Genomic DNA, 21,962 nt, shown 5'->3' on the forward strand with positions numbered 1-21,962 from the left:
TCGGAGACCGAAAGATGACAAATACAAACCCGGCTCGCGCGAACGAGCGGAAACTGACCATTGCCCGCGCCATGGCAGAGGCGACGGCCCAGCAGATGCGTCTTGACCCCACGGTATTCGTGATGGGCGAGGACATCGGTGAATTCGGCGGAATTTACGGCAACACGCGCGGCCTAATCGCCGAATTCGGAGCGGAACGCGTACGCGACACTCCGATATCCGAAACCGCGTTCATCGGCGCTGCGGTCGGTGCGGCACAGGATGGCATGCGACCGATCGTCGAACTGATGTTCGTCGACTTCTTCGGCGTGTGCTTCGATGCCATCTACAACCTGATGGCAAAGAACACCTACTTTGCCGGGGGCAGCTTTCGTGTCCCGATGGTGCTGATGACATCCACCGGCGGCGGATATTCCGATGGCGGCCAGCATTCGCAGTGCGTCTACGGGACTTTCGCGCACTTGCCCGGCATGAAAGTGGTTGCGCCGTCCAATGCCTACGATGCCAAGGGGCTGATGACTGCCGCGATCCGCGACGATAACCCGGTGGTCTTCATGTATCACAAGGGCCTTCAGGGCATGGGCTGGCTGGGCACCGTACCGGGTGCCACGAACCACGTTCCCGAAGAATCCTATACGGTGGAAATCGGCAAGGCCGCGATCGCGCGTCCGGGCAAGGACGTGACGATCGTGTCCCTGGGCATTGGCGTCCATCAGGCGCTCGAAGCGGCGAAGCGCGTGGCCGAACACGGGATCGACGCCGAAGTCGTCGATTTGCGCTCGCTCGTCCCGCTGGACCGGGAAACCATTCGTGCCTCGGTCGCCAAGACTGGACGGCTGATCGTCGTGGACGAAGACTACCACAGCTATGGCGTGTCGGGCGAAGTGATCGCCTCGGTCGTGGAACACGATCTTTCCGTTCTCAAGGCGGCCCCCGTCCGCATCGCCTATCCCGACGTGCCGATCCCGTTCGCGCGCGTGATGGAACAATTCTGCCTTCCCAACGCCGACAAGATCGTTGCGGCAATCGAAACGATGCTGGGCCGCCAGACCGTTGGCGAGCCCTCCTGAAAGGACCATTTCATGCAAACAGATATCATCATCCCGCACGACCTCTGGCCAGAGGACGGCGAGGCCGCCATCACCTCGTGGCTCGCATCGGACGGTGCCACGGTCGAAATGAACGCCCTCATCGCCGAAGTCATGGTCGAGAAGGTCCAGTACGAGATCCTCGCCCCTGCAAGCGGAACCCTGTCCATCGCCCGCCAGGTCGACGATGTGGTGTCGAAAGGCGACGTGATCGGAGCGATCACTTGACCGCGAGCGGGCGCGTCATCCCCTTGCGCGGCGCGCAGGGCATGATCGCCGACCGCATGGTGAAGAGCCTGCACGAAGCGGCACAGCTCACCCATCATGCCACCGCCGACGCAAGCAGTCTCGTCAAGGCCAAGGCCGCCGCGGATGCGGCCGGGACGCGGCTGTCGATCGAAGACCTGCTGATGGCCCGGACGGTGCGTACGTTGCTGGCGCATCCCGCGATCAACGGTAGGGTCGAGGAGCGCGAGATCCGGCTGAGCGACCAGATCAATCTTGGCATCGCGATCAGCCTGCCGGGCGGACTGCTCGTCGCGCCCGCCATCTTCGATGCCCAGGACATGTCGCTGGCCGAACTGCGAGCCGCACGCCGCGACATGGCCGAACGCGCAAGGCAGAACAAGCTGAGCGTCACCGAGATGACCGGCGGAACGTTCACCATCAGCAACCTGGGGCTGACCCGGGTGGAACACTTCACGCCCATCGTCGCCAGTCCGCAGATCGCTATCCTGGGTATCGGCCGCATGACCGAGCAACCCGTGCGAGGCGAAACGGGAGCCGTCGAATGGCGGCCGATGGTCGGCCTTTCCCTGACTTTCGACCACCGCGCACTCAATGGTGAGCCGGCCGCAGCATTCCTGACCGCGCTGTGCGAAACCATCGAGACGGACACCAGCTGGACATGACATTCCGCGTCTTCTCCGATCTGGATAGCGCGCTAGCCGCAGAAGAAGCGCTGTTCGACTGCGTTGGCGAAGGCGCGGAGTCCGCTTGCCTGTTGTGGAGCGCCAGACGCGGGCTGGTAACACCGCGCTCGCTATCCCAGCGACCCGGATTTATCGACAGCGCCCGGCAGAGCGCCGCAGGGGGTTGGCCGGTAAGCGTGCGGTCATCGGGCGGAGACCTCGTCCCGCAAGGTCCGGGAACGCTCAATTTCTGCCGTGTATGGATGCCATCCGGCCCGATCTCCATCGAGGAGGGCTACAAGGCAATCTGCGACCCGATCCGGTCGGTACTCGGCGGATATTGTGCGCCGGTCGAAGCGTGCTTCTGCGATGGCAAATACAATGTCGTTGTCGCCGGCCGCAAAGTCGCAGGCACGGCACAGCGTCGCCGCCAGCTGAAAGGCCGCCTTGTCGTTCTCGCCCATGCCATGATCCTCGTGAACGAGGACATCGCGCCCGGGGTCGACGCGGTAAATGCTCTTCAGGCCTCACTGGGGTTCGGCGGCGATGTCAGGGCCGCCGCGCATGTCAATGCGTCCGAAGTCATGTCCGATCCGACGCTCACGCCGCGAAAGCTCGCTGCGCGGATCGCAAGCGCGATGGACCGGGCCGATAGCCAGCGGGCCCATGAAACCGTCAAACCTGAAAAAACCCGACCCGCAGTTCGGAATGCCCGAAGCCCACGTTTTTCAATCGGCATCGGGCCAAGGCAGGTATCAACAAGAGAGGATCGTAAAATGACCGGAGCCATCCAGTTTCTCATCAAGCTCACCGTCGGTGCGGACAAGCGCGATGCGTGGAAGACACTCATGCACGAAATGCTGGCTGCGACCGAGAAGGAGCCCGGGACGCTCGTCTACGAATGGTATGTCGATGATGCGACCGGCAGGTTTCAGCTGCACGAACGCTATGCCGACCAAGCCGCATGCGAGAACCATATCGATAATTTCGTGACGAACTTTGCCGAACGTTTTCTCGGCATTGCATCGGACATCGAATTCACCGTCTGCGGCGACCCAAGCGAAAAAGTCCGGGAAGTGCTCGCCGGGCTTGCCCCCAGCTATTTCGCCCTAACCGCTGGCTTTGCCCGCTTCGATCGCGCCTAACCGCGCGGCACCGGGCCGCATGATGCCCAGCGACTTGATCTTCCGGTGAAGCGTGGCCCGACTAATCCCGCACCGTCGGGCCGCCTCACTGACGTTCCAGTTGGTGCTGGCCAGCGCATCGGTGAACAACGTGACTTGCGTGTCTTTCGCAGGGCTGCTGGGCGCATTGGCAGCCAGGGAGCCTTGCGCAAAGAACGCATCGGGCAAGTCGTGCAGCATGATCTCACCGCCTTTGGACAGCAACGACGCCCGGCGCAGAACGAGGCGCAGTTCCCGGAAATTGCCCGGCCAGCGATAGGCAAGCAGCGCATCCATAGCCTCAGGACTGATCGGCCGGTGACGTTCGTCGACCCCGTCGCGCATCCGCTCCACGATGCGCTTCAGGTCACGCCGCTGGGACAAGGGCATCAGGGTCACCACGTCCCCCGCGAGATGCGAACGCAATTGCGCGATGATGTCCGGATCGCAGCTGGATTTGCCCGTGGCGATGACATGAATGCCCGGCCCCTCAGGTCCGGAAGGAGATGAATTTTCCAGATCGCTCAACAAGCGGGCAACCTGCAGTTGCACGCCTGGCGACAGCCCGGCGATATCGCGCAAATGTAGAGTAGCCCGCGGCACGTCCGGCCCGGCTGCGGCGCAGGCGCGAACCTGCTCCAGAAGATGCGCGACGCGTGTGGTTTCTCCGTCAACTGCGATGTCCGCCGCATCGATCGTGATGATCGGGCTTTGGCCCAGGGTGGCATCGAAATGAAGCGCGCGGACGAGGGACAGCTTGCCAGTACCGGGCTCGCCACAAAGGTGCAGCGGCAAGCCTGCGCGAAAGAGGCACCTCAAACGTCGCAACATCGCACGCTGATCGTCATCGCCCCCTTCGAGATCGGCAAGCGCCAACCGCGCCGGATGGCTGGGTGAAGGCGGCGGCTGACGCGGCCCGTCATGGCAATAGCTGGCAAGCCGCCGGGGTTTGGGCAGCGAAGGCATCAGCGTCAGCGAACCCGTGTCGCTTTCTGCCATAAGCACGCCGCCATTGGTCCCGACGAGCTGATTGACCGACGTGTCGATGATGTCGCCAAGTGCGCTTCCGATAATCGGCAACACGCTATCCCGGCCAAGTGCGCTGGCCGCCGCATGTGTCGCACCGCGAATGATGCCGTCAGTATCGACCGCGATGAGGGCGTTCAGATACTCGTCCATCCCGCTGCGCGCGGGCGCGACCGAAGTCCGGACCATGTCGCGGAATTTTTCGTGAAACAGGCGCGCCTGGATCCGGCCGGTCGCCATGCGCAGGACGTGTTCTGCAAAGCTGCGGTCGCGAATGTCGCCGCGGTCGATTGCCGAAATGCAGATCGCGCCGATCGGTTCATCCGATTGGTCGAAGATCGGGGCCGACGTACATACGAAACGGGACAGCCGCGCAAAATAATGCTCGCTTCCCATAACGGTCAGCATTTGCCGGTGGCGCAGCGCCATGCCCAGGCCGTTGGTGCCTGCGATCTGTTCGGTCCAGCAGCTCCCGGCGCTGATCCCGGCCTGTTCGAAGTCCGTCCCGGCAGGCTGGCCAATGTCGTGCATCACGAGCACGCATTGATCGTCGGCAATGGCCGCGAAGTGGCCCGCGCTGCGGGACACGTCGCTTAACCACTGCAGCTCGCTGAAATTGCCGGACAGCCGGTCGACGAAAGACTGGCGGCTGTGCTGCAGTTCACGGTCCTGCAGCCGAAGCAGCGGGCGCCGCGTATCGCGCGACAAGCGATGCTGCGTGTCGCACCGTTTCCACGACGCCACGATCGCGTCGCGCTCTGCCTGGGACCTCAGCAAGTCCTGTACCGGCGATTGCACGTCAGCTTCTCCCCTGGGCACCGGGTGATGAGAACGTCCCCCATCACCCGGCAACCAAACGGACTGCCTGCACCAGGGCCAAGATCAGCCGGACCTGACCTTCAGCAGGGCACAGGCAGCGCCGGTCAGATCAGTCCAGCAATGACTTCAGATCAAGCTTCTCGAAGTCTTCGAGCGAAATACGCTCCAGCGCCTTGAAGAAGCGCGTCTTGATGAGTGTCTTCGAGCCGTCTTCGTGATGCTCTTCAAGCAGGCGGTCGTCGCCGGGTTTGCCAACGATCGTGATAAGGATCGTCGCGCCCTTTTCCTTCGTCTGGGGCGCGTGCACCTCTGGCGGCACTTCCCACGAAAGTTCGCCTTCCTTGTAGGAGATCTCGTCGTTGAACCACTCGCCTTCCAGGGTATAGCCGGAAGCCTTGCAATAGTGCCCATGCCGCTTTGCCTTGCTCCACGGCGGCATCTTGATGCTCTGCAACACCACATTGCTTTCTTCATCGACATTATAGACCCGGAAGAACGCGCCCGGGATCAGGTAGAGAGGGAGCCATGGCACCTTCTCTGTGTCGATATGATTTTCGTGCGCGTTTTCTGCTTCCACGATGTTACTCATAGCTAGTTCCTTCGTGTTTGAAGTCGTAGTGCGAGATCCGGGATTCAAACGAATATGGATCGATCTCACCTTACGTCAGCGTTGGCCCCTGCTTTCGAATAAATGCCCTCAATCGGCCCGCAGCGTCAGCGTTGCGCCGATCATGCGGGGCGCGGCATCGTTGACGAGCGTGCCGAATGCTCCGATCGGAAAATAACCGTCGAGGTAGTGCTTGTCGGTAAGGTTGGTCACCCAGGCCATGAGGGACCACCGGTCATCACGCGATGAATAACCAACCGAGGCGTTGATCAGCGCGTAGGAATCCTGGCGGCTGGTGTTCTGCGGGGTCCACCAGAAACCGTCGTTGTAATAAAGGTTCGCGCTGGCCTTGATGCGCCCGCCCTGGTCGATTCTCTTGGAATAATTAAGGCCGAGGTTCCCGACGATACGCGGAGTTTTCTGCACCTCGTTCCCGGTGACGTCGACGATGGCGGAATCGTCGCCGATGGCGCCTTTGACGACCCCGACATAGTCGGTGAAGCTGATGTACTTGGAATCTTCCCAGGCCAGAGATGCGTTGAGCGTCAGCGCCCTGCTGAGCGATGCCTCGAGCGTGGTCTCGATACCATATTGCTCCGCATGACCGGCCGATTGCAGGGTGAGCAACTGGACACCATCGACGATGACCTGCTTGTCGACCTGAAGGTCGGTGCGGTCGTAATAGAACGCCGAGGTATTCCAGCGAACCCGGCCGTCGAACAGATCCAGCTTCGAGCCGATCTCATAGTTCGTCAGCTTTTCAGGAGCGACCGGGCCGGGAACCTTCGGAGTGGTGATGTTCCAGACCCCGGATTTGTAACCCTTGCTGTAAGTCGCGTAGAACAACATGCCGTCGTCCTGATAGGACAGGGTCACCTTGGGGGTGAAACTGTTGTAGGTTTTGCTCTTGTCCGAATATTCGACGAGCGTTCCCGGGATCAGCGTATTGGTCCCGTCGACGAAGTAATCTTCGGCATCATAAAGCCGCTTGTTCTCGGTGCTGTAGCGGGCCCCTGCCGTGACACTGAGCTGGTCTGTCAGGGGAATCGTCGTTTCGCCATAGGCAGCCCAGTTTCGCGTACGCACGAACGCCTGCTGCACCGCACCCTTGATGGGAGCCGGAAACAGGAAGTCGGAACTCGTGAGGTTCGGGGCAAGGCCCGCGTCGTCATGGAAGAAGTAGAGGCCAGCGACCCATTTCACCGCGCTCGATGGTTTGGATACCAGCTGGAGTTCGCCGGAATAGGTATCGTCCGGGATCGGCGCGGACGAGCGCAGGATATTGAGCGGGCCACCGTCGATATCGAGCCCGTTGAAATTGCGATACCGCCGGTAATTGCCCAAGGCGACCAGATCGGCAAAGCCAAGTTCCGTATCGGCACGCAGGGTGAACGACGTCGACTTCGTCTCTGAGAAATTGACGTTCTTCTTGCCGCCGCGTTCATAGACGACACCGTCGATGTAGCTGGCCGGCACAACGTAGTTTTCCAGGATCTGCGGATTGCCAAAGACAAAACCCAGGCTGGTCAAATCGATGTTGCGAACCGAAGGCGCATCGTCCGAGCTGATATCGGAATGCTCGATCGAACCTGTCAGCTTGAAGATATCGGCCGGTTCCCAGACGAACTTACCGCGAATGCCCCACGATTCCTCCTTGCCGTTGAAGCCTTCGCTGGGGGCGATTGCCGGGCGCTTGAGATAGCTGTCGCGGCGCGTGCCAGCTGCATAAATCCCGACCGACAGGGTATCGGTGACACCACCTGAAACCTCGAGCTTGGCTTCGCGCCGATCGTAATCGCCGACGGTCAGCGAAGCCCTCGCCCGGAATTCCTGCTTCGGCGTCAGGGTGAGCAGGTTGATGGCGCCAGCAAGAGCGTTGCGCCCATATAGCGTGCCCTGCGGCCCGGCGACGACTTCGATGCGCTCCACGCCCAGAAGGTTTGCCATGAGCGAGTTGATCTCGGGCTGGTAGATACCGTCGATGTAGAAGGCGACACTGGAATCGGTGTTCGGCGATTGAAGGTCGCTGCCGACCCCTCTCAGGAACGGCTTTGCCGAACCGCCGACCTGATTGAAGATCAGCGAAGGCGCGAGGAGCTGGATGTCCTGATTGGTCGAAACTCTCACCGCTTCCAACCGGTTTTCCGTGAAAGCCGTGATTGCAATCGGAACATCCTGCAGACGCTCTGACCTCTTCTGCGCGGTGACGACGATTTCCTCGATCTGCATCGAATCGGCGCCGTCATCCGCCGTCTGCGCGGACGCATGGCCAGCAGCAGTCATGCTCACGATCGCGCCGCCCAGGGCTAGGCCCGCGCCTCTCAGCAAATCGCCACGCAGGCGGTCCGCCCTCAAGTGGCGCACCTTGCCCGATTTGTTCACGGCAACATCAACTAACTTCGACATCTAACTGACCCCTCCCGGCCTACAGACTCATGCAGATTTTTTTGCTTCACCTTCCGTTATCAGAATGGTGAATCATTAGTCATATACTTATCTGCGCTCGCGGCCCCGGTCAAATCAAAAAGCGATTGGTCGGGTTCGGGGGGCGGATATGCCAAGGGCATCAGCACTCTCGGTCGGGAATTTCGGGTGCCGATCTTGCACGGCGATGCCGCCGCCCGGATTGCTCCGGACGGTTTATCGAAGCTGTGCCACTGGCTTTTGATCCGCGCTGGCAGTCACCTGCGGCAATGAGGCGTGGTTCGGGGGAATCCGTGGATCCTGCTCGGCAGCTTTGACCCACAACACGTCTGCAACTGCTGTGGGCTATTCACCCCGCCACGCTCGACGATCGCTCCCGCGCGAGTGCTTGCAGATGCTTAGTCGTCCGATGTCACGGACGAGAATGGAGGCCGCATCGAAGAGCCGTTGTCGACCATCAGTTCCGTGCCTGTAATGAAGCGCGCCGCTTCCGAACCCAGGAACAGGACAGCCGCAGCCACGTCGCTCGGTGCGCCATGGCTTCCGAACGGCAGCACTCCTTCCGGCACGCCGCGTGGCTTCAACGACAGGACATTCTCCATCATCGGCGTCTCGATCTCGTTCGGGTGCACCGAGTTGCAGCGGATCTTGTAGCCCTGGTCCTGGCAATAGGCCGCGATGGACTTGGTCATCGAACGCACCGCCCCCTTCGAGGAGGAGTAGGCGAATGCCATGCCAAACCCCTGGTGCGACCCGGTCGAAACGACGTTCACGATGGATGCGTGGTCGGACATTTTCAGCAGCGGGAGCATCGTCTGGCAGCCAAAGGCCGTCCCCGTGCAATTGACCGCCATGACCCGGTCGAAGTCCTGCTCCGCCATGTCTTCGACGCTGCCGAGGATCGTGATGCCCGCGTTGTTCACGAGAATGTCGAGACGACCGTACTTGTCCTGAACGAAATCCCGGGCATGGTTCCAGGCGCCCTTCGAGCTGACGTCGAGTTCGAGGAAGACGGCACTATGCCCGATCTGGTCGGCAACGCGGGTGCCCAGTTCCACATCGACATCGGCGACGATGACCTTGGCGCCCTCTTCAGCGAAAAGCTTCGCTATTCCGGCCCCGATCCCCGACGCTCCGCCCGTGATCAGCGACACCTTGCCCGCAACTTGATTTCCCACAGCACCCTCGATAAATTGCAATTACTGATTTACGAATCATTATTGCATGTTGGCTGCGACATGGTCAAGGCACGAGCGACCCGGCCCGCGCGTCGCGATTCCAGGTAAGCACGAATACGCGGTCGATCAGCCAAAGGCTCATGGCTCCGACAAGAACAGGTCCTGAACTTGGGCCAGGCAAAGCGAGAGGGAGAACACATGCCCGAGATTTCACTTTTTCACGTGGCCATCAAGACGGTCGACCTCGAAAAGTCGCGGCGATTCTATTGCGATCTGCTCGGCCTGGTGTGTGCACCGCGCGCAAACCTTCCTTTCCCGGGGCTATGGCTTTCACAACCCGGAAGAGAAGATCTGGCCATCATCCACCTCTATGCCGGAGACGCGGCCCTGGAGGATGACGGGACATTTGCGATCGGGGCCGGAACGATCGACCACGTTTCCCTCAAGACCGAAGGCTTCTACGAATACCGCGCGCGATTGGAAGCAAGCGGCGCCGAATGGCGCGAAAACGTCTTGCCGGATATCGGCGTATGGCAGATCTTCGCCTATGATCCGAGCCGCGTCCTTATCGAGCTTACATTCATCGCCGAAAACGAGGCTGGCGATGTACCGGTCGTCTCTCCCGAAAAACAATATCGGCCGCGCGAACGGTTCTTCGAATAAGGCGCAAGGTGCCTTGGGGGCTCACGAAATCAGCGGTAGCGTTGGCCAGTTCCGATTTGGAGCGGGTGAAGGGAATCGAACCCTCGTCGTCAGCTTGGGAAGCTGCTGCTCTACCATTGAGCTACACCCGCGAGGCGGCGGTTCAATTCGCAAAGGTTTGGGCAGGCGTCAAACGATTCGGTTTGCACGCCTGAAAACGCCGCCGGCCACAGTTGCGGACCATGGCCTGAAAGGTCCGGCCAGACCGGTCATTCCCGGCGCTTTCACCTTGCGAATGGTGGGCGGTGAGGGGCTCGAACCCCCGACCCTCTCGGTGTAAACGAGATGCTCTACCAACTGAGCTAACCGCCCTTGCCGCGGCGCTTAGCGCAAAGTTCAGCGCGGTGAAAGCCGTGTTTTCGTGAACGAAACCGCCGGGCGCGCGTTCGATCAGGCATGATCGCAAAAACCGCCGCATTCCGCGAAATCAAACTTGTTGCCGCTCTCGTGCTTTCTCTGCTTGGCTGTCTGGCCATCGCCGACATCGCGCAGGCTCAGTCCAATACGCCCGCGTCCACTCCCTATGTCTACCAGGTCGATTCGATCAATCCCGGAACCCGGACGACGTTTTCGGGATCGCAGAACGATACGCCACAGGCCTTGATGGAAGCGTTCATGGAAGCGGGCCGGAAAGAGGACTGGCGCAAGGCTTCGGGCGCGCTCGATCTGTCCTATCTCCCCGTTTCGGAACAGGCGGCGCAAGGCCCCGAACTTGCCCGCAAGCTGCATTCTGTCCTTAAGCGCGCCATGACGATCGACTGGGCCGATATTCCCGATCGCCCCGACGCCGTCGACACGACCAGCTCGGACAAGGACCCCATGGCCGGAACCGCGCGCCGCAACCTTATGCTGGCGCGCGTATCGACAGAGGATCAGAGCGTTTCGATCCGGATGCATCGCCTTCAGGTCAAAGGCGGGGAACCCATGTGGTTCTTTGCCAGCCAGACGGTCGAGAATGTCCCGCAGCTTTATGAAAAATTCGGGCCTACGAAGTTTGAAAGGGCCCTGCCCCAATGGCTGCGGTCTCCCGCATTCTGGACGCTGGCATGGTGGGAAGTGATCGCCATCCCCCTCGTCCTGCTCGTCGCCCTTCTGGCCGCGGCGGGGACATGGGTCGCCATCCGCGCCTTTTGCCGCAGTTATGGCGACACTTTGCCGGGACGCATTCTTGCCGCGATGAAGGCCCCGGCCGCGATCCTGGCCTTTGCCGGCACATTCGCAATCGTGCGGCGCATCGTCTTCACCTTTTCCGGTGCCTTGAACACCCTGCTCGATCCGCTTCAGACATTGCTGATCGTGATCGCGATCGCGGCGCTGTTCCTGGCGGTGATCGAGGCCATTCTCGACATGGTGGCCGACAGCCAGATCGACGATCTGGGAAAGCCCGAGCACGAAGCGGACCGCAACTACTACACGACCCTGTCCGCCATCCGCAGGATCATCATCGTCCTCCTGATCCTGCTGGGCATCGGCATCGTCCTGATCCAGACCAACATGACCGACACGCTGGGCTTTTCCCTGCTGGCCGGTGCGGGGATGTTCTCGCTGATCCTGGCCTTCGCGGCCCGCAAGCTCTTGGGCGATATCATGGCCTCGATGCAGATTGCCTTTGCCAAGACCGCGCGGATCGGGGACGCCGTCGATTTCAACGGAGAGTGGTGTTACGTCGAAAAAATCGGGTTCACGCACCTTCGGCTCCGCACTTGGGACGATCGCCGGATCATGGCACCCGTCGCCTCTTTCGTGCAGTCGAGCTTCGAGAACTGGACCAAGCAGGACGCAAGCTTGCTGAAACTTGCGCACCTGAGGCTGGACCATCGGGCCGACGTCGATGCCTTGCGTGAAGAGTTCGCCAAGTTCGTTGAGGGTGAGGACGGCATCTGCGACAAGGAGAGCGCAAAGATCCAGGTCGTCGATCACGACGCGACCGGCATGTGGCTGCGCCTGATCGCGCGTTCGCCCGATCCGGCAACGGGCTGGGACATGCACTGCCGGATGCGGGAATATATGCTGGCCGCCGCCGCGCGCCTTGATGCCGCTGCCGGAAACGAGCCTGCCCCCGCCTACCTGCCGCGTGAGCGCGAGGTGCGGATCGATCTTGCGAACAAGGACTGACGCAGGGCTTGCCTAAGTGCTGAATGGCGGCAAGTCTGTTCGCCATGAAAATCAGGACTTTCCTTGGCGCGTTGGTCGCCGCAACCGCCCTCTCCGCCCCCGCTACTGCTCAGGAGATGGAGGAAGCCGCGATCACGCCGGCCGCTGTGGTGGAGGCTGCCGATCCGGCGGAGTGGCGCGAGATTCCGGCGGATGATCTGCTGGTCATGACACTCGCACCCGACCACGCGGGCAATCCCCGCGAGGTCGTGATCCAGCTTATCCCCGCGCCGCTATCCACCGCGTGGACGGCCAACATCCGCACCATGGCGAAGGCGCACTGGTGGGACGGGCTTTCGATCTATCGTTCGGTCGACAACTGGGTTGTGCAGTGGGGCGATGGTGAGGACCCTGAAGACCCTTCGCCAAAGCCGCTTCCTGACGGGATCGTCAAAACCAGCGAGCACGCCTACGCCATCCCGTGGCAGCCAGAGATGGCCGAAACGCTATGGGGCGCATTCGGAAGGCGCGCGGCGGCCGAAACCTTCGACAACATGGACGGGGACGGGCCGTGGTTTGCCGACCCTTATGCAAGCGTGATCGGCTATCTGCGCGGCATTCCTTTCGCAGGGGAAATCGAGACGAAGCAGGACGAGAACGGCGAGCGGGTCAATCGGCCCACTCACGTATGGCCGGTCCATTGCTATGCCTCCGTCGGCGTCGCCCGCGACCTTTCGCCCGATGCGGGGACCGGGGCCGAGCTTTATGCCGTGATCGGACATGCACCGCGCCAGCTTGACCGCAACATCGCGGTTGTCGGCAAAGTGATCGAAGGCATCGAACACCTGTCGATCCTGCCGCGCGGCACGGGCGAGTACGGGGTCTACGAGACCGAAGCGGAACACACGCCCATCGTGTCGGTCCGCCTTGCCAGCGAGCTACCGGAAAACGCCCGCCCCCGGTTCCGCTATCTCGACACCGAGAGCGAGAGTTTCGCCCGCTTTGCCGACGTCGTCGCAAACCGCAGCGATGCTTTCTACAAGGTGCCGGCGGGCGGTGCGGACGTGTGCAACGTGCGCGTGCCGGTCGTCCGTATCGAAGACTAGATCCGGTCTGCCTGCGCGACCGCGTCACTGGCGCGCAGGGCGCTGATGATGCGGGTCAGGTGGGCAAGGTCGCGGACCTCGATACCCACTTCGTAAGTGCCGAACAGGTCGTCGCGCGACTGGAGCCCAAGATGCGTGATGTTCGCGTGGTTCGCCGCGAACACGCCGGTCATTTCGGACAAGGTGCCCAGCCGGTTGTAGAGCATGACGCGCAAGTTGCCCGTCGCCCCGTCGCTGCGCGGGTCCCACTGAAGGTCGATCCAGCGCTTGCCATCCTCGTCCGCCAGGGCCATGCAATCGATCGAGTGCGCCTCGACCTTACGGCCTTCCTTGATGCCGACGATCCGGTCCCCCGGCACGGGATGACAGCACGTCGCCAGGACGAATTCGGCGCCTTTCGGCAAGCCGCGCAGCCGCACCGAACGCGCCGGTGCCTGCCAGAAACTGTCGTCGGGAAGCTCTGCTGCGCTGCCGGGGACAAGCGCTTCCATCACTTCCTTCTCGGTCAACTTGGCATTGCCGATCGCCAGCATCAAAGCGGTATCGTCTTCGAGGTCGAGCCGTTTCAGCGCACCGGTCAGCGCTTTCTTGCCGACCTTCATCGGCATGCGCGCGACGATGGAATCGTACAGCTCCTGCCCGATCCGGGCCGTTTCCTCGCGTTCTTTCAAACGCACCGATCGGCGGATCGCGGCGCGGGCCTTTGCCGTGACGACGAACGACAACCACGCAAGCTGTGGTTCGCTGTCGGGGCCCTTGATGATTTCGACGATATCGCCATTGGCCAGCGGCGTACGCAGCGGCATGTGGCGGCCATTGATCTTGCAGCCCACGGCACTGGCACCAAGGTCGGTATGCACCGAAAACGCGAAGTCGACCGGGGTCGAACCCTTCGGCAACTGGTAAAGAGCACCCTTGGGCGTGAAGGCGAAGATGCGGTCCTGATAGATCGCGAGCTTCGCATGTTCGAGCAGTTCTTCCGCGTCCGCCGCGGTGTCGAGAATCTCGATCAGGTCGCGTAGCCAGCCCACCTGCCCGTCAGGCGTGCGGCCGCCCTGCTTGTAGGCCCAGTGCGCGGCAAGGCCGAACTCGTTCGTTCGGTGCATTTCCTGCGTCCGAACCTGTACTTCGACCCGCATCGAATTTTCATAGACCAGCGAGGTGTGGAGCGAACGATATCCGTTCGACTTGGGCGTCGAGATATAGTCCTTGAACTTGCCGGGAATCATCGACCAGTTCTGGTGCAGCACGCCCAGCGCGCGATAGCAGTCTTCGGGCGTATCTGTGAGAACGCGAAATGCCATGATGTCGGTGATCTGTTCGAAGTTCACGTGGCGCTCGGCCATCTTCTTCCAGATCGAAAACGGGTGCTTTTCGCGGCCCGACACCTCGACGTTCACCCCGCCCTCGGCCAGCGCCTGTTTAATGCGAAAGGCGATATCGTCGACGCGCCCGCCTTCCTGGCTGCGGATCTGGGCCAGGCGTCCGGTGATCGTGGCATAGGCCGCCGGTTCCAGCTGCTCGAACGCAAGGAGCTGCATCTCGCGCATGTATTCGTACATGCCCACCCGCTCTGCCAGCGGGGCATAGATGTCCATCGTCTCACGCGCGATGCGGCGGCGCTTGTCCTCGTTCTTGATGAAGTGGAGCGTGCGCATGTTGTGCAGCCTGTCGGCCAGCTTGACGAGCAGGACGCGCAAGTCCTCGCTCATCGCCAGGAACAGCTTGCGCAGGTTCTCGGCCGCGCGCTCGTTCTCCGGCATCTGTTCGATCTTGGACAGCTTGGTCACGCCGTCGACAAGGCGCGCCACATCACTGCCGAAATTACGCTCGATATCATCGATCGTGGCAAGCGTGTCTTCCACCGTATCGTGGAGCAGCGCGGTGATAATCGTTTCCTGATCGAGCTTCAGGTCGGTCATCAAACCGGCGACTTCGACCGGGTGGCTGAAATAGGGATCGCCCGATGCACGCTTTTGCGTACCGTGCTTTTGCACCGTGTAGACATAGGCGCGGTTGAGCAGCGCCTCGTCCGCATCCGGATCATAGGCTTTTACACGTTCGACGAGTTCGTATTGGCGCAGCATCGTTGCCCTGATGTGCGCATTAACAGGGACTATGCAATCACAATTTTCGCACCCGCGAACGGCGAAGCGGCGGGCGAGAGGAAAACTTTCGTCCGCTGCCCCGCCCAACGACACACTCGATCGAACCGCCCCGATTGATCGAGACTGTCAATCAGGCTCGCTCAGACGGCAAAGCCGGGCTGCGGAATGGAGCCGACGCGGTCGGTATCCGTTGCGTTTTCGTCCATGATCGGTTCCGCATCGGGCGAAGGTTCGATGCCCGGTTCCTGAACCGGTTCTTCGGCAGGCGCCTCGTCCACTTCTTCGACCGGTGCCGTTTCGTCGACCGGCGCGGCTTCCTCGTCCTTCAGCAAGGTGGTCTGCCCTTCGACGAAGCTTTGGCCGTCCTTGGGCACGATGCCGGTCTCGATCTCGATATCGCAGTTGAATTCGAGACGTTCCTGGATCTCGCCAAGGTTGGCAGTAACCCGGCCGCGCAGGCGGTCGATCTCGACCTTGCGCTGGATGAGATAGAGATCGCGCGTCGCCGCATAGGGGTCGCCGCACTGATCGCGGATGGCGTCGATCTGGGAATCGGTTTCGATCCGCGATTCCAGCGAGGTCAGCGCGCCGACGGGAATCGCGAAATAGGGATCGTTGAACGGCTTGCCCGCGACCGCCGGAACGATGGAAAGATCGACCAGCCTGCCTGCAAGATCGCGAACCGTGGTGGAACCGATGAACGGCAGGTAGAGATAGGGGCCCGATCCGACGCCGTAATAGCCCAGCGTATTGGCAAGGCCGTTATATTCGTATTCGAGGTTAATCGGATCCTTGGCGGCCACGTCGAACAGCCCCGCCACGCCCAGCGTCGTGTTGATCGCGAAACGGCCCAGCGACTTGAGCGCCTTGCCCGGCTTAAGCTGAAGCAAAGAGTTCAGGATGTTGATCGGTTCACCAAGGTTGCGCAGGAAATTGCCCAGCCCCTGTCGCAGCGGCTTGGGCAGGGCCTCGTCGTAAACTTCCGCAATCGGCTCGACCACAGCGGCGTCGACGGCCTGGGATACCTTGAAAGTCGCCGCGTTCAGTTCTTCGGCCGGATCGCCTTCGGGTGCGCCGAGTTCGCCTTCGACGATAATGACGTTTTCATCCGCAGGCGCCTCGCCGCCAATTTCGTCTTCGGTCCGGGCGTCGAGCGTCCCCACCTGATCGGCATCGAGCGCAGGGTCCGGCCCTTCCTGCAGTGCAAATACGACAGGCTTTGGCATGTCCATGATGTCGCCGCGAAACAGCGGCGTCGCCGCATCTGCGCGCGTCAGAGACGGATCCGCGACACATTCGATATCGCGGACACACGCCGGATGCGGCGTCGCAAGCGAAACCGTCAGTGCAAGACCAGAAATCAGCATAAATCCCTCACGCTACCCAACGGCCACGACTCTTACCGAACCGGCAGGTTCCCCGATAATTCAGGTATCTGACCCGCACGCGACAAGCGGTGCGGCTGGCGACCACCCTGTTTACAGCAGATTAGGACCCGATGGTTAAGAGCCAGTTGTCACATATCCGTGCGAAACGACAATCAGGACCATGTCGCTTCGGGCGGAAGGCTCATCAGGATGGCATCGATATTGCCCCCTGTTTTCAGGCCGAACAGCGTCCCGCGATCATAGACTAGGTTGAATTCGGCATAGCGGCCCCGCCATTCGAGCTGGCGCTGCTTGTCCGCCTGGTCCCACTCCATGCCCATGCGGCGTCGTACCAGGCGCGGGAAGACATCGAGAAACGCCTCTCCCACATCGCGGGTGAAGGCGAAATTGCGCTCCCACGCGGGCACGTCCGCACATTCCAGGTGATCGTAGAAGATGCCCCCTACCCCGCGCGAAACATTGCGGTGGGGTATGAAGAAATATTCGTCAGCCCACTTGGAAAACCGCTCGTAATACGTGGGATTGTGCTTTGCGCAGGCCGCCCGGAACGCAGCGTGGAATTCGCCGGTGTCCTCTTCATATGGGATCGGCGGGTTGAGATCCGCGCCGCCGCCGAACCACGCTGCCTGCGTGGTCAGGAACCGCGTGTTCATGTGCACCGCGGGCACGTGCGGGTTTGCCATGTGCGCGACAAGGCTGATGCCGGTGGCGGTGAATTCGGGCCTGTCCTCGCTCGCCCCGTTGATCGACGCGGCAAACTGGGGCGCGAAAGACCCGTGCACGGTGGAAACATTGACGCCAACTTTTTCGAATACCTTGCCCTTCATGACGCCGCGCACGCCGCCACCGGGATTCTCGTTGCCCTCTTCCTCGCGGCTCCACGGGGTATAATCGAAGCTCGCATCGCTCCCCGCCTCGCGCTCGATCGCCTCGAAGGCGGCGCAGATACGGTCGCGCAGGGTCTCGAACCACGCTTTCGCGGCGGCGGTCTGTTCTGTCCACTCGGTCATGTCAGAGCGCTTGCCAAACCATGGGCGCTGCGGCAATAGCGCTCTCATGGTTCCCGTTTCGTTCGCATCCTTTTCCTTCTGCGGTGAAGAATGGCACATGGTCGATGGCCGCGCGCTGTTCTGGCCCCGCGAAAACGCGTTGCTGGTCGCGGACCTCCACCTGGAAAAGGCCAGCTGGTACGCCAAGGCGGGGCAGCCCCTGCCCCCGTATGACAGCCGCGAAACGCTGGAACGGCTGGCCAATGCGATCAGGGCGACGGGCGCACGGCGGGTTTTCACGCTGGGCGACAATTTCCACGACGGCGAAGGACCGGACCGGCTCGAACCTCATGCACGGGGCATGCTCGATGCGCTGACCCGCGCGGTCGACTGGGTCTGGATTACCGGCAATCATGATGAAAAACATGGACTGCGCCGCGCACCGGGCGGAACGCAAATGGCCGAAATGGAAGCTGGCGGCCTGTTGCTGCGCCATCAGGCCGAACCGGGGGAGACGCGGCCCGAACTGTCCGGTCATTTTCACCCCCGCCTTCAGGTTTCGATCCGGGGCCGCCGCATCGTGCGCGCCTGCGCGGTGACGAGCGAGAGCCGTATGATCCTGCCCGCATTCGGCGCGCTGACCGCCGGAATGGATGCCGCCGACCCCGCGATCCGCGCCGCGATGCAACCGGCAAGCTGCGCCGATGCGATCGTTCCTGCGGCCGGAAAGCTGCTGCGTTTTCCGCTGTGGAGCAGCGCGGCATAGCGTCTCTTGCGCTACACCCGTGCGAAACTGCGCAGATTCAGGGCGGTTGCCCCTTTAATTACTTTCGTTTTGGATATAAACCGCGCGCGGAAGGGGAGAGCCGTTTGCAAAGCCGCAATGCGGACCCCATCTTTTATTCGTAGTATTCAGCCGCCTGAGGAGAAGGCCCCATAGCACGTCCACCCCGCCGCTCAATTCAAATGCCGGTCAAGAGCGGACCGAGATTCAACAATTTCATTCAGGCAGACAAGGTTCGCGTCATCGACGACGAAGGCGAAAACCTTGGGGTGATGTACACGCGCGAAGCAATCGATCGCGCGGCAGAATCGGGCCTCGATCTCGTCGAAGTTTCGCCAAGCGCCGATCCGCCGGTCTGCAAGTTCCTTGACGTGGGCAAGTTCCGCTACGAGGCGCAGAAGAAGGCGAACCTCGCACGCAAAACCCAGAAGACGCAGGAACTCAAAGAGATCAAGATGCGTCCCAACATCGATGATCACGACTACGACGTGAAAATGCGTAGCATCGTGAAGTTCATCGAAAACGGCGACAAGGTGAAGTGCACCCTGCGCTTCCGCGGCCGTGAAATGGCCCACCAGGAACTCGGCCTCGAACTGCTCAACCGCGTTCGTGCCGATGTCGACGAGATCGCGAAGGTCGAAGCCTTCCCGCGTCTCGAAGGCCGCCAGATGGTGATGGTTCTGGCGCCCAAGTAAGGCGCCGTGTGTATCCGCCCGTCCGCTTTCAGGCGGCGGGCGGTTCCCACAATTCGATCGCGTTGCCGTCCGGGTCATGGATCCGGGCGAAACGTCCTGTTTCGGGCGAATCCCATTCGGCCCGCCGCTCGGCCACAATCTCGCTTTCGCCAAGACGGCTGACGAGCGCGTCGAGCCCCTCGACCCGCAGGTTGATCATGAAACTCTTGTCGCGCGCAAAATAGTCGCTGCCCGCCTCGAAAGGCTGGAACACCATCGGGCCGCCCTGCGCGAACCAGAACCATTCGCCGCCGCCCTGCCCTGCCCCGTCGCCGCAACCCGGGCCGACACCGAGATAATCCCTGTACCATGCGGACAGGGCCACGGGATCGCTGCTTCGAAAGAACAGCCCGCCCATACCAAGCACTCGCCCATCGCTCATTTCCACGCTCCTTTCCCCTGACCGGATGCAAGGCTAGAACCGCATCGGGACGAGCGGAAGGGGCATGGCATGTCGGGCGCAAGGATCGGGTTCTGGCTGGGCTTGGCGCTGATGGCGGTCACGGTCGCCTTCCCGCCCCCTGCAGGCATGGAAGGTCCGGCATGGCATACGGCCGGGCTGGTCCTGTGGATGGCGACATGGTGGATGACGCAAGCCATTCCGCTTTCTGCCACGGCAATGCTGCCCTTCGTGGTCCTGCCGCTTTCAGGCGTTTCGACGGCAAAGGCGGTGGCGTCGTCCTATTATTCGCCGATCATCTTCCTGATCCTGGGCGGCGCGATACTGGCGCTTGCTATCGAGCGAACGGGCCTTCACCGCCGGCTGGCCCGCGGCCTAGTCCGGCTTGGAGGGCGTAGTGCCTTTTCCATGCTGTTCGCCTTCATGGTCGCGACAGCGCTGCTTTCGATGCTGATCAGCAACACGTCCTCGGCGCTTATCATGGTTCCGATGGCCTTGGCCGTCATCGCCGGGGGAACGGGACAGGAAGGTGAAACACCGGTCCAGACCGGCATCGCGGGCGCCCTGCCCATCGGCATCGCCTTTGCCGCAACGATCGGCGGGTTCGGCACCATTGTCGGAACGCCGACCAATGCCATCGCGGTGGCCTTGCTGGACGAGATGCTGGGCGTGAAAGTCAGCTTCGCGCGCTGGATGGCGTTCGGACTGCCACTTGTCGCGATCTCGTTACCAGTGGCCGCCATCCTGATCGCAAGGGTCCAGCGCCTGTCCGAAGACCGTTTCGACATCGACGCGGCTCGCGCCTCGCTGATCTGCGCTGACCATTGGTCACAACCGCAAAAGCGGGTGAGCGCGATCATCGCGCTTGCCTTTGCAGGCTGGTTGATCGCGCCATTCCTGTCGGGCCGCGTGCCGGACGACTCGCTCACTGACGGTAGCGTGGCGATAATTGCAGCACTTTTGCTGTTCGTCCTGCCCGATGGCACGGGCCGCCCGATGCTGACGTGGAAGGAAGCGAACCGCGCGCCGTGGGATGTCCTGCTGCTGTTCGGCGGCGGGTTGGCGCTCGCTGGCGGCATGGGGGCATCGGGGCTTGCCGACTGGCTCGGGCAGATGCTGCTGCCGCTTCAGACCGTACCCCTGTTCATTGTCGCCATGGCGATCTGCGCGCTGGTGATCGTGATCACCGAATTTGCCAGCAACGTCGCAACGGGCAGTGCCATTATCCCCGTAGTCGCCGGGCTGATCGCGGCGCTGGGCGTCGACCCTATCCTGCTGGCCATGCCTGCGGCAATCGCGGCATCGTGGGGATTCATGCTGCCTGCGGGAACCGGGCCGAACGCCATCGCGTGGTCATCGGGGCATATCGCCCTTCCCGCAATGATCCGCTCCGGGCTGCTACTGGACCTTGCAGGCGTTATCCTTTTGCCGGCCGTGATCTGGATCGTGGCATTCCTGATCGCCTAGGGAATTTCACCCCGTTCGCGCCTGATCTTGCGCCACTTCACGACGTTGTCGTTATGACCCGACAGCGTTTCGGCAAAGGCATGACCGCCCGAACCATCCGCGACCATGTAAAGCGCCTTGGTATCGGCGGGATGCAGGACGGCCAGGATGGATTCGCGCCCCGGATTGGTGATGGGCCCGCGCGGCAGCCCGTCCATCGAATAGGTATTGTACCCGTTCACCGCGTCGATTTCCGATCGCCTGATGCGGCGGCCCAGCGGCTTGCCCTTGGTAAGCGGATAGATGATCGTCGGATCGGCCTGAAGCCGCATTCCGACCTTCAAGCGATTGGAATAGAGCCCCGCGACCATGCGCCGCTCGCTCGGCACGCCGGTTTCCTTTTCCACGATGGCGGCAAGGCTCAACGCCTCGTTCACGGTCTTGACCGGGATGTCGGCGTCGCGCTTGGGCCATTCGGCGGCGAGGAAATCGGACATCGCCTGCTGCATGCGGCCCAGGACCGCGGCCCGCGTCTCGCCCCGTTCGAAATCGTAGCTGTCGGGCAGGACGGAGCCTTCTTCGGGCACCGCAATATCGCCAGTCAGCAGGGGCTCCGCCATCAGGCGTTCGTGGACCATGATCGAGGGCAGCCCCTCGGGTATGGTCACCATCCGGCGAATGACTTCGCCATGCTGAAGGGTATCGAGTATCCGCGAGGCACTGGCCCCTGCGGGCAACATGAACTCACCCGCCTTCACCGGATCGCCGCTGCCCAGGATTTTCGCGCGCAGCAGAAAGGCGTCGGCCGAACCGATCAGGCCTTCTTCCTCAAGCTTGGCAGCGGTGGACGTCAGCGACGAGCCCGAGGGCACGATGAATGCCGTGTCTTCGTCAATCGCGGACGATGTGTACCAGCCAGATGCAAACCAGCCCGCCAAGCCCGCGATGGCGACGACCGCCACCGCGAACAGGACAAGCAATCCGCGTTTCATGGC

General features: G+C 61.8%; 19 protein-coding genes and 2 tRNA genes. 10 read left to right on the plus strand and 11 right to left on the minus strand.

All coding sequences use genetic code 11. The features are described from left to right. The first annotated feature begins 14 nt into the window (after positions 1–14). The 4 genes from FAX90_RS13535 to FAX90_RS13550 are packed head-to-tail and all read left to right on the plus strand — an operon-like array spanning position 15 to position 3,144. Entirely contained in the window at positions 15–1,070 is a 1,056-nt protein-coding gene (locus FAX90_RS13535; RefSeq protein WP_144097959.1) for an alpha-ketoacid dehydrogenase subunit beta, read from the plus strand. A gap of 12 nt (positions 1,071–1,082) precedes the next feature. Beyond that, positions 1,083–1,316, plus strand: coding sequence for a biotin/lipoyl-containing protein (locus tag FAX90_RS13540; protein WP_144097960.1), 234 nt, complete (start codon positions 1,083–1,085; stop codon positions 1,314–1,316). After that, entirely contained in the window at positions 1,313–1,999 is a 687-nt protein-coding gene (locus FAX90_RS13545) for a 2-oxo acid dehydrogenase subunit E2 (protein ID WP_144097961.1), read from the plus strand. Before FAX90_RS13540 ends, FAX90_RS13545 begins: the two co-directional genes overlap by 4 nt. Beyond that, positions 1,996–3,144: a lipoyl protein ligase domain-containing protein gene (locus tag FAX90_RS13550; RefSeq protein ID WP_144097962.1), complete on the plus strand. Its 1,149-nt coding sequence runs from the start codon at positions 1,996–1,998 to the stop codon at positions 3,142–3,144. The genes FAX90_RS13545 and FAX90_RS13550 overlap by 4 nt, the downstream gene beginning before the upstream one ends. Here FAX90_RS13550 and FAX90_RS13555 read toward each other — a convergent pair. The 4 genes from FAX90_RS13555 to FAX90_RS13570 form a co-directional block, all read right to left on the minus strand. Continuing rightward, the gene (locus FAX90_RS13555; RefSeq protein ID WP_144097963.1) at positions 3,109–4,986 is read right to left on the minus strand and encodes a sigma-54-dependent Fis family transcriptional regulator; all 1,878 of its coding nucleotides are present in this window, start codon (positions 4,984–4,986) and stop codon (positions 3,109–3,111) included. The genes FAX90_RS13550 and FAX90_RS13555 overlap by 36 nt on opposite strands. A gap of 130 nt (positions 4,987–5,116) precedes the next feature. Next, positions 5,117–5,596, minus strand: a complete 480-nt coding sequence (locus tag FAX90_RS13560) for a cupin domain-containing protein (RefSeq protein WP_144097964.1) — start codon at positions 5,594–5,596, stop codon at positions 5,117–5,119. 108 nt (positions 5,597–5,704) lie between these two features. Beyond that, complete coding sequence (locus FAX90_RS13565; protein ID WP_144097965.1) at positions 5,705–8,020, minus strand: TonB-dependent receptor; 2,316 nt, start codon at positions 8,018–8,020, stop codon at positions 5,705–5,707. Between the two features lie 416 nt (positions 8,021–8,436). Then, positions 8,437–9,216: an SDR family oxidoreductase gene (locus FAX90_RS13570; RefSeq protein WP_144097966.1), complete on the minus strand. Its 780-nt coding sequence runs from the start codon at positions 9,214–9,216 to the stop codon at positions 8,437–8,439. Positions 9,217–9,414: 198 nt separating this feature from the next. Here FAX90_RS13570 and FAX90_RS13575 point away from each other — a divergent pair, with 198 nt between their 5' ends. Next, positions 9,415–9,879 (plus strand): VOC family protein, encoded by a 465-nt coding sequence (locus FAX90_RS13575; RefSeq protein WP_144097967.1) that lies wholly within the window; start codon positions 9,415–9,417, stop codon positions 9,877–9,879. A gap of 57 nt (positions 9,880–9,936) precedes the next feature. Here FAX90_RS13575 and FAX90_RS13580 read toward each other — a convergent pair. Together FAX90_RS13580 and FAX90_RS13585 are read right to left on the minus strand one after the other, a co-directional pair. Then, positions 9,937–10,010, minus strand: a tRNA-Gly gene (locus tag FAX90_RS13580). Between the two features lie 144 nt (positions 10,011–10,154). After that, positions 10,155–10,230, minus strand: a tRNA-Val gene (locus FAX90_RS13585). A gap of 84 nt (positions 10,231–10,314) precedes the next feature. On the opposite strand from FAX90_RS13585, the gene FAX90_RS13590 reads away from it, so the two are divergent. Both FAX90_RS13590 and FAX90_RS13595 read left to right on the plus strand, forming a co-directional pair. Beyond that, positions 10,315–12,033 (plus strand): mechanosensitive ion channel family protein, encoded by a 1,719-nt coding sequence (locus FAX90_RS13590; protein WP_144097968.1) that lies wholly within the window; start codon positions 10,315–10,317, stop codon positions 12,031–12,033. 44 nt (positions 12,034–12,077) lie between these two features. Further along, positions 12,078–13,118, plus strand: a complete 1,041-nt coding sequence (locus tag FAX90_RS13595) for a peptidylprolyl isomerase (RefSeq protein ID WP_144097969.1) — start codon at positions 12,078–12,080, stop codon at positions 13,116–13,118. Here FAX90_RS13595 and FAX90_RS13600 read toward each other — a convergent pair. The 3 genes from FAX90_RS13600 to hemF all read right to left on the minus strand — a co-directional run bounded on the left by FAX90_RS13600 (position 13,115) and on the right by hemF (position 17,624). Further along, positions 13,115–15,205 carry a RelA/SpoT family protein gene (locus FAX90_RS13600; protein WP_144097970.1) on the minus strand — a complete coding sequence of 697 codons (2,091 nt, stop codon included), beginning with the start codon at positions 15,203–15,205 and terminating at the stop codon, positions 13,115–13,117. The genes FAX90_RS13595 and FAX90_RS13600 overlap by 4 nt on opposite strands. Before the next feature lie 161 nt (positions 15,206–15,366). Continuing rightward, the gene (locus FAX90_RS13605; RefSeq protein WP_144097971.1) at positions 15,367–16,593 is read right to left on the minus strand and encodes an MlaA family lipoprotein; all 1,227 of its coding nucleotides are present in this window, start codon (positions 16,591–16,593) and stop codon (positions 15,367–15,369) included. A gap of 173 nt (positions 16,594–16,766) precedes the next feature. Next, positions 16,767–17,624 (minus strand): oxygen-dependent coproporphyrinogen oxidase, encoded by an 858-nt coding sequence (gene hemF / locus FAX90_RS13610; protein ID WP_144097972.1) that lies wholly within the window; start codon positions 17,622–17,624, stop codon positions 16,767–16,769. 46 nt (positions 17,625–17,670) lie between these two features. Between hemF and pdeM the strand changes: the two genes are divergently transcribed. Continuing rightward, a complete protein-coding gene (pdeM, locus tag FAX90_RS13615) occupies positions 17,671–18,369 on the plus strand; it encodes a ligase-associated DNA damage response endonuclease PdeM (protein ID WP_144097973.1) in 699 nt (232 codons plus the stop codon). Between the two features lie 200 nt (positions 18,370–18,569). Next, positions 18,570–19,082 (plus strand): translation initiation factor IF-3, encoded by a 513-nt coding sequence (infC, locus tag FAX90_RS13620; RefSeq protein ID WP_144097974.1) that lies wholly within the window; start codon positions 18,570–18,572, stop codon positions 19,080–19,082. Positions 19,083–19,110: 28 nt separating this feature from the next. Here infC and FAX90_RS13625 read toward each other — a convergent pair whose 3' ends face one another. Continuing rightward, positions 19,111–19,503, minus strand: coding sequence for a VOC family protein (locus FAX90_RS13625; RefSeq protein WP_144097975.1), 393 nt, complete (start codon positions 19,501–19,503; stop codon positions 19,111–19,113). A 69-nt stretch (positions 19,504–19,572) separates the two neighbouring features. Between FAX90_RS13625 and FAX90_RS13630 the strand changes: the two genes are divergently transcribed. Continuing rightward, positions 19,573–20,988, plus strand: coding sequence for an SLC13 family permease (locus FAX90_RS13630; RefSeq protein ID WP_144097976.1), 1,416 nt, complete (start codon positions 19,573–19,575; stop codon positions 20,986–20,988). Here the strand turns inward: FAX90_RS13630 and mltG are convergent. Next, positions 20,985–21,959 (minus strand): endolytic transglycosylase MltG, encoded by a 975-nt coding sequence (mltG, locus tag FAX90_RS13635; RefSeq protein WP_144097977.1) that lies wholly within the window; start codon positions 21,957–21,959, stop codon positions 20,985–20,987. The two genes, FAX90_RS13630 and mltG, sit on opposite strands and share 4 nt — an antisense overlap. Positions 21,960–21,962: the final 3 nt, after the last annotated feature.

Source organism: Croceicoccus sediminis, assembly GCF_007570835.1.
GTDB lineage: Bacteria > Pseudomonadota > Alphaproteobacteria > Sphingomonadales > Sphingomonadaceae > Croceicoccus > Croceicoccus sediminis.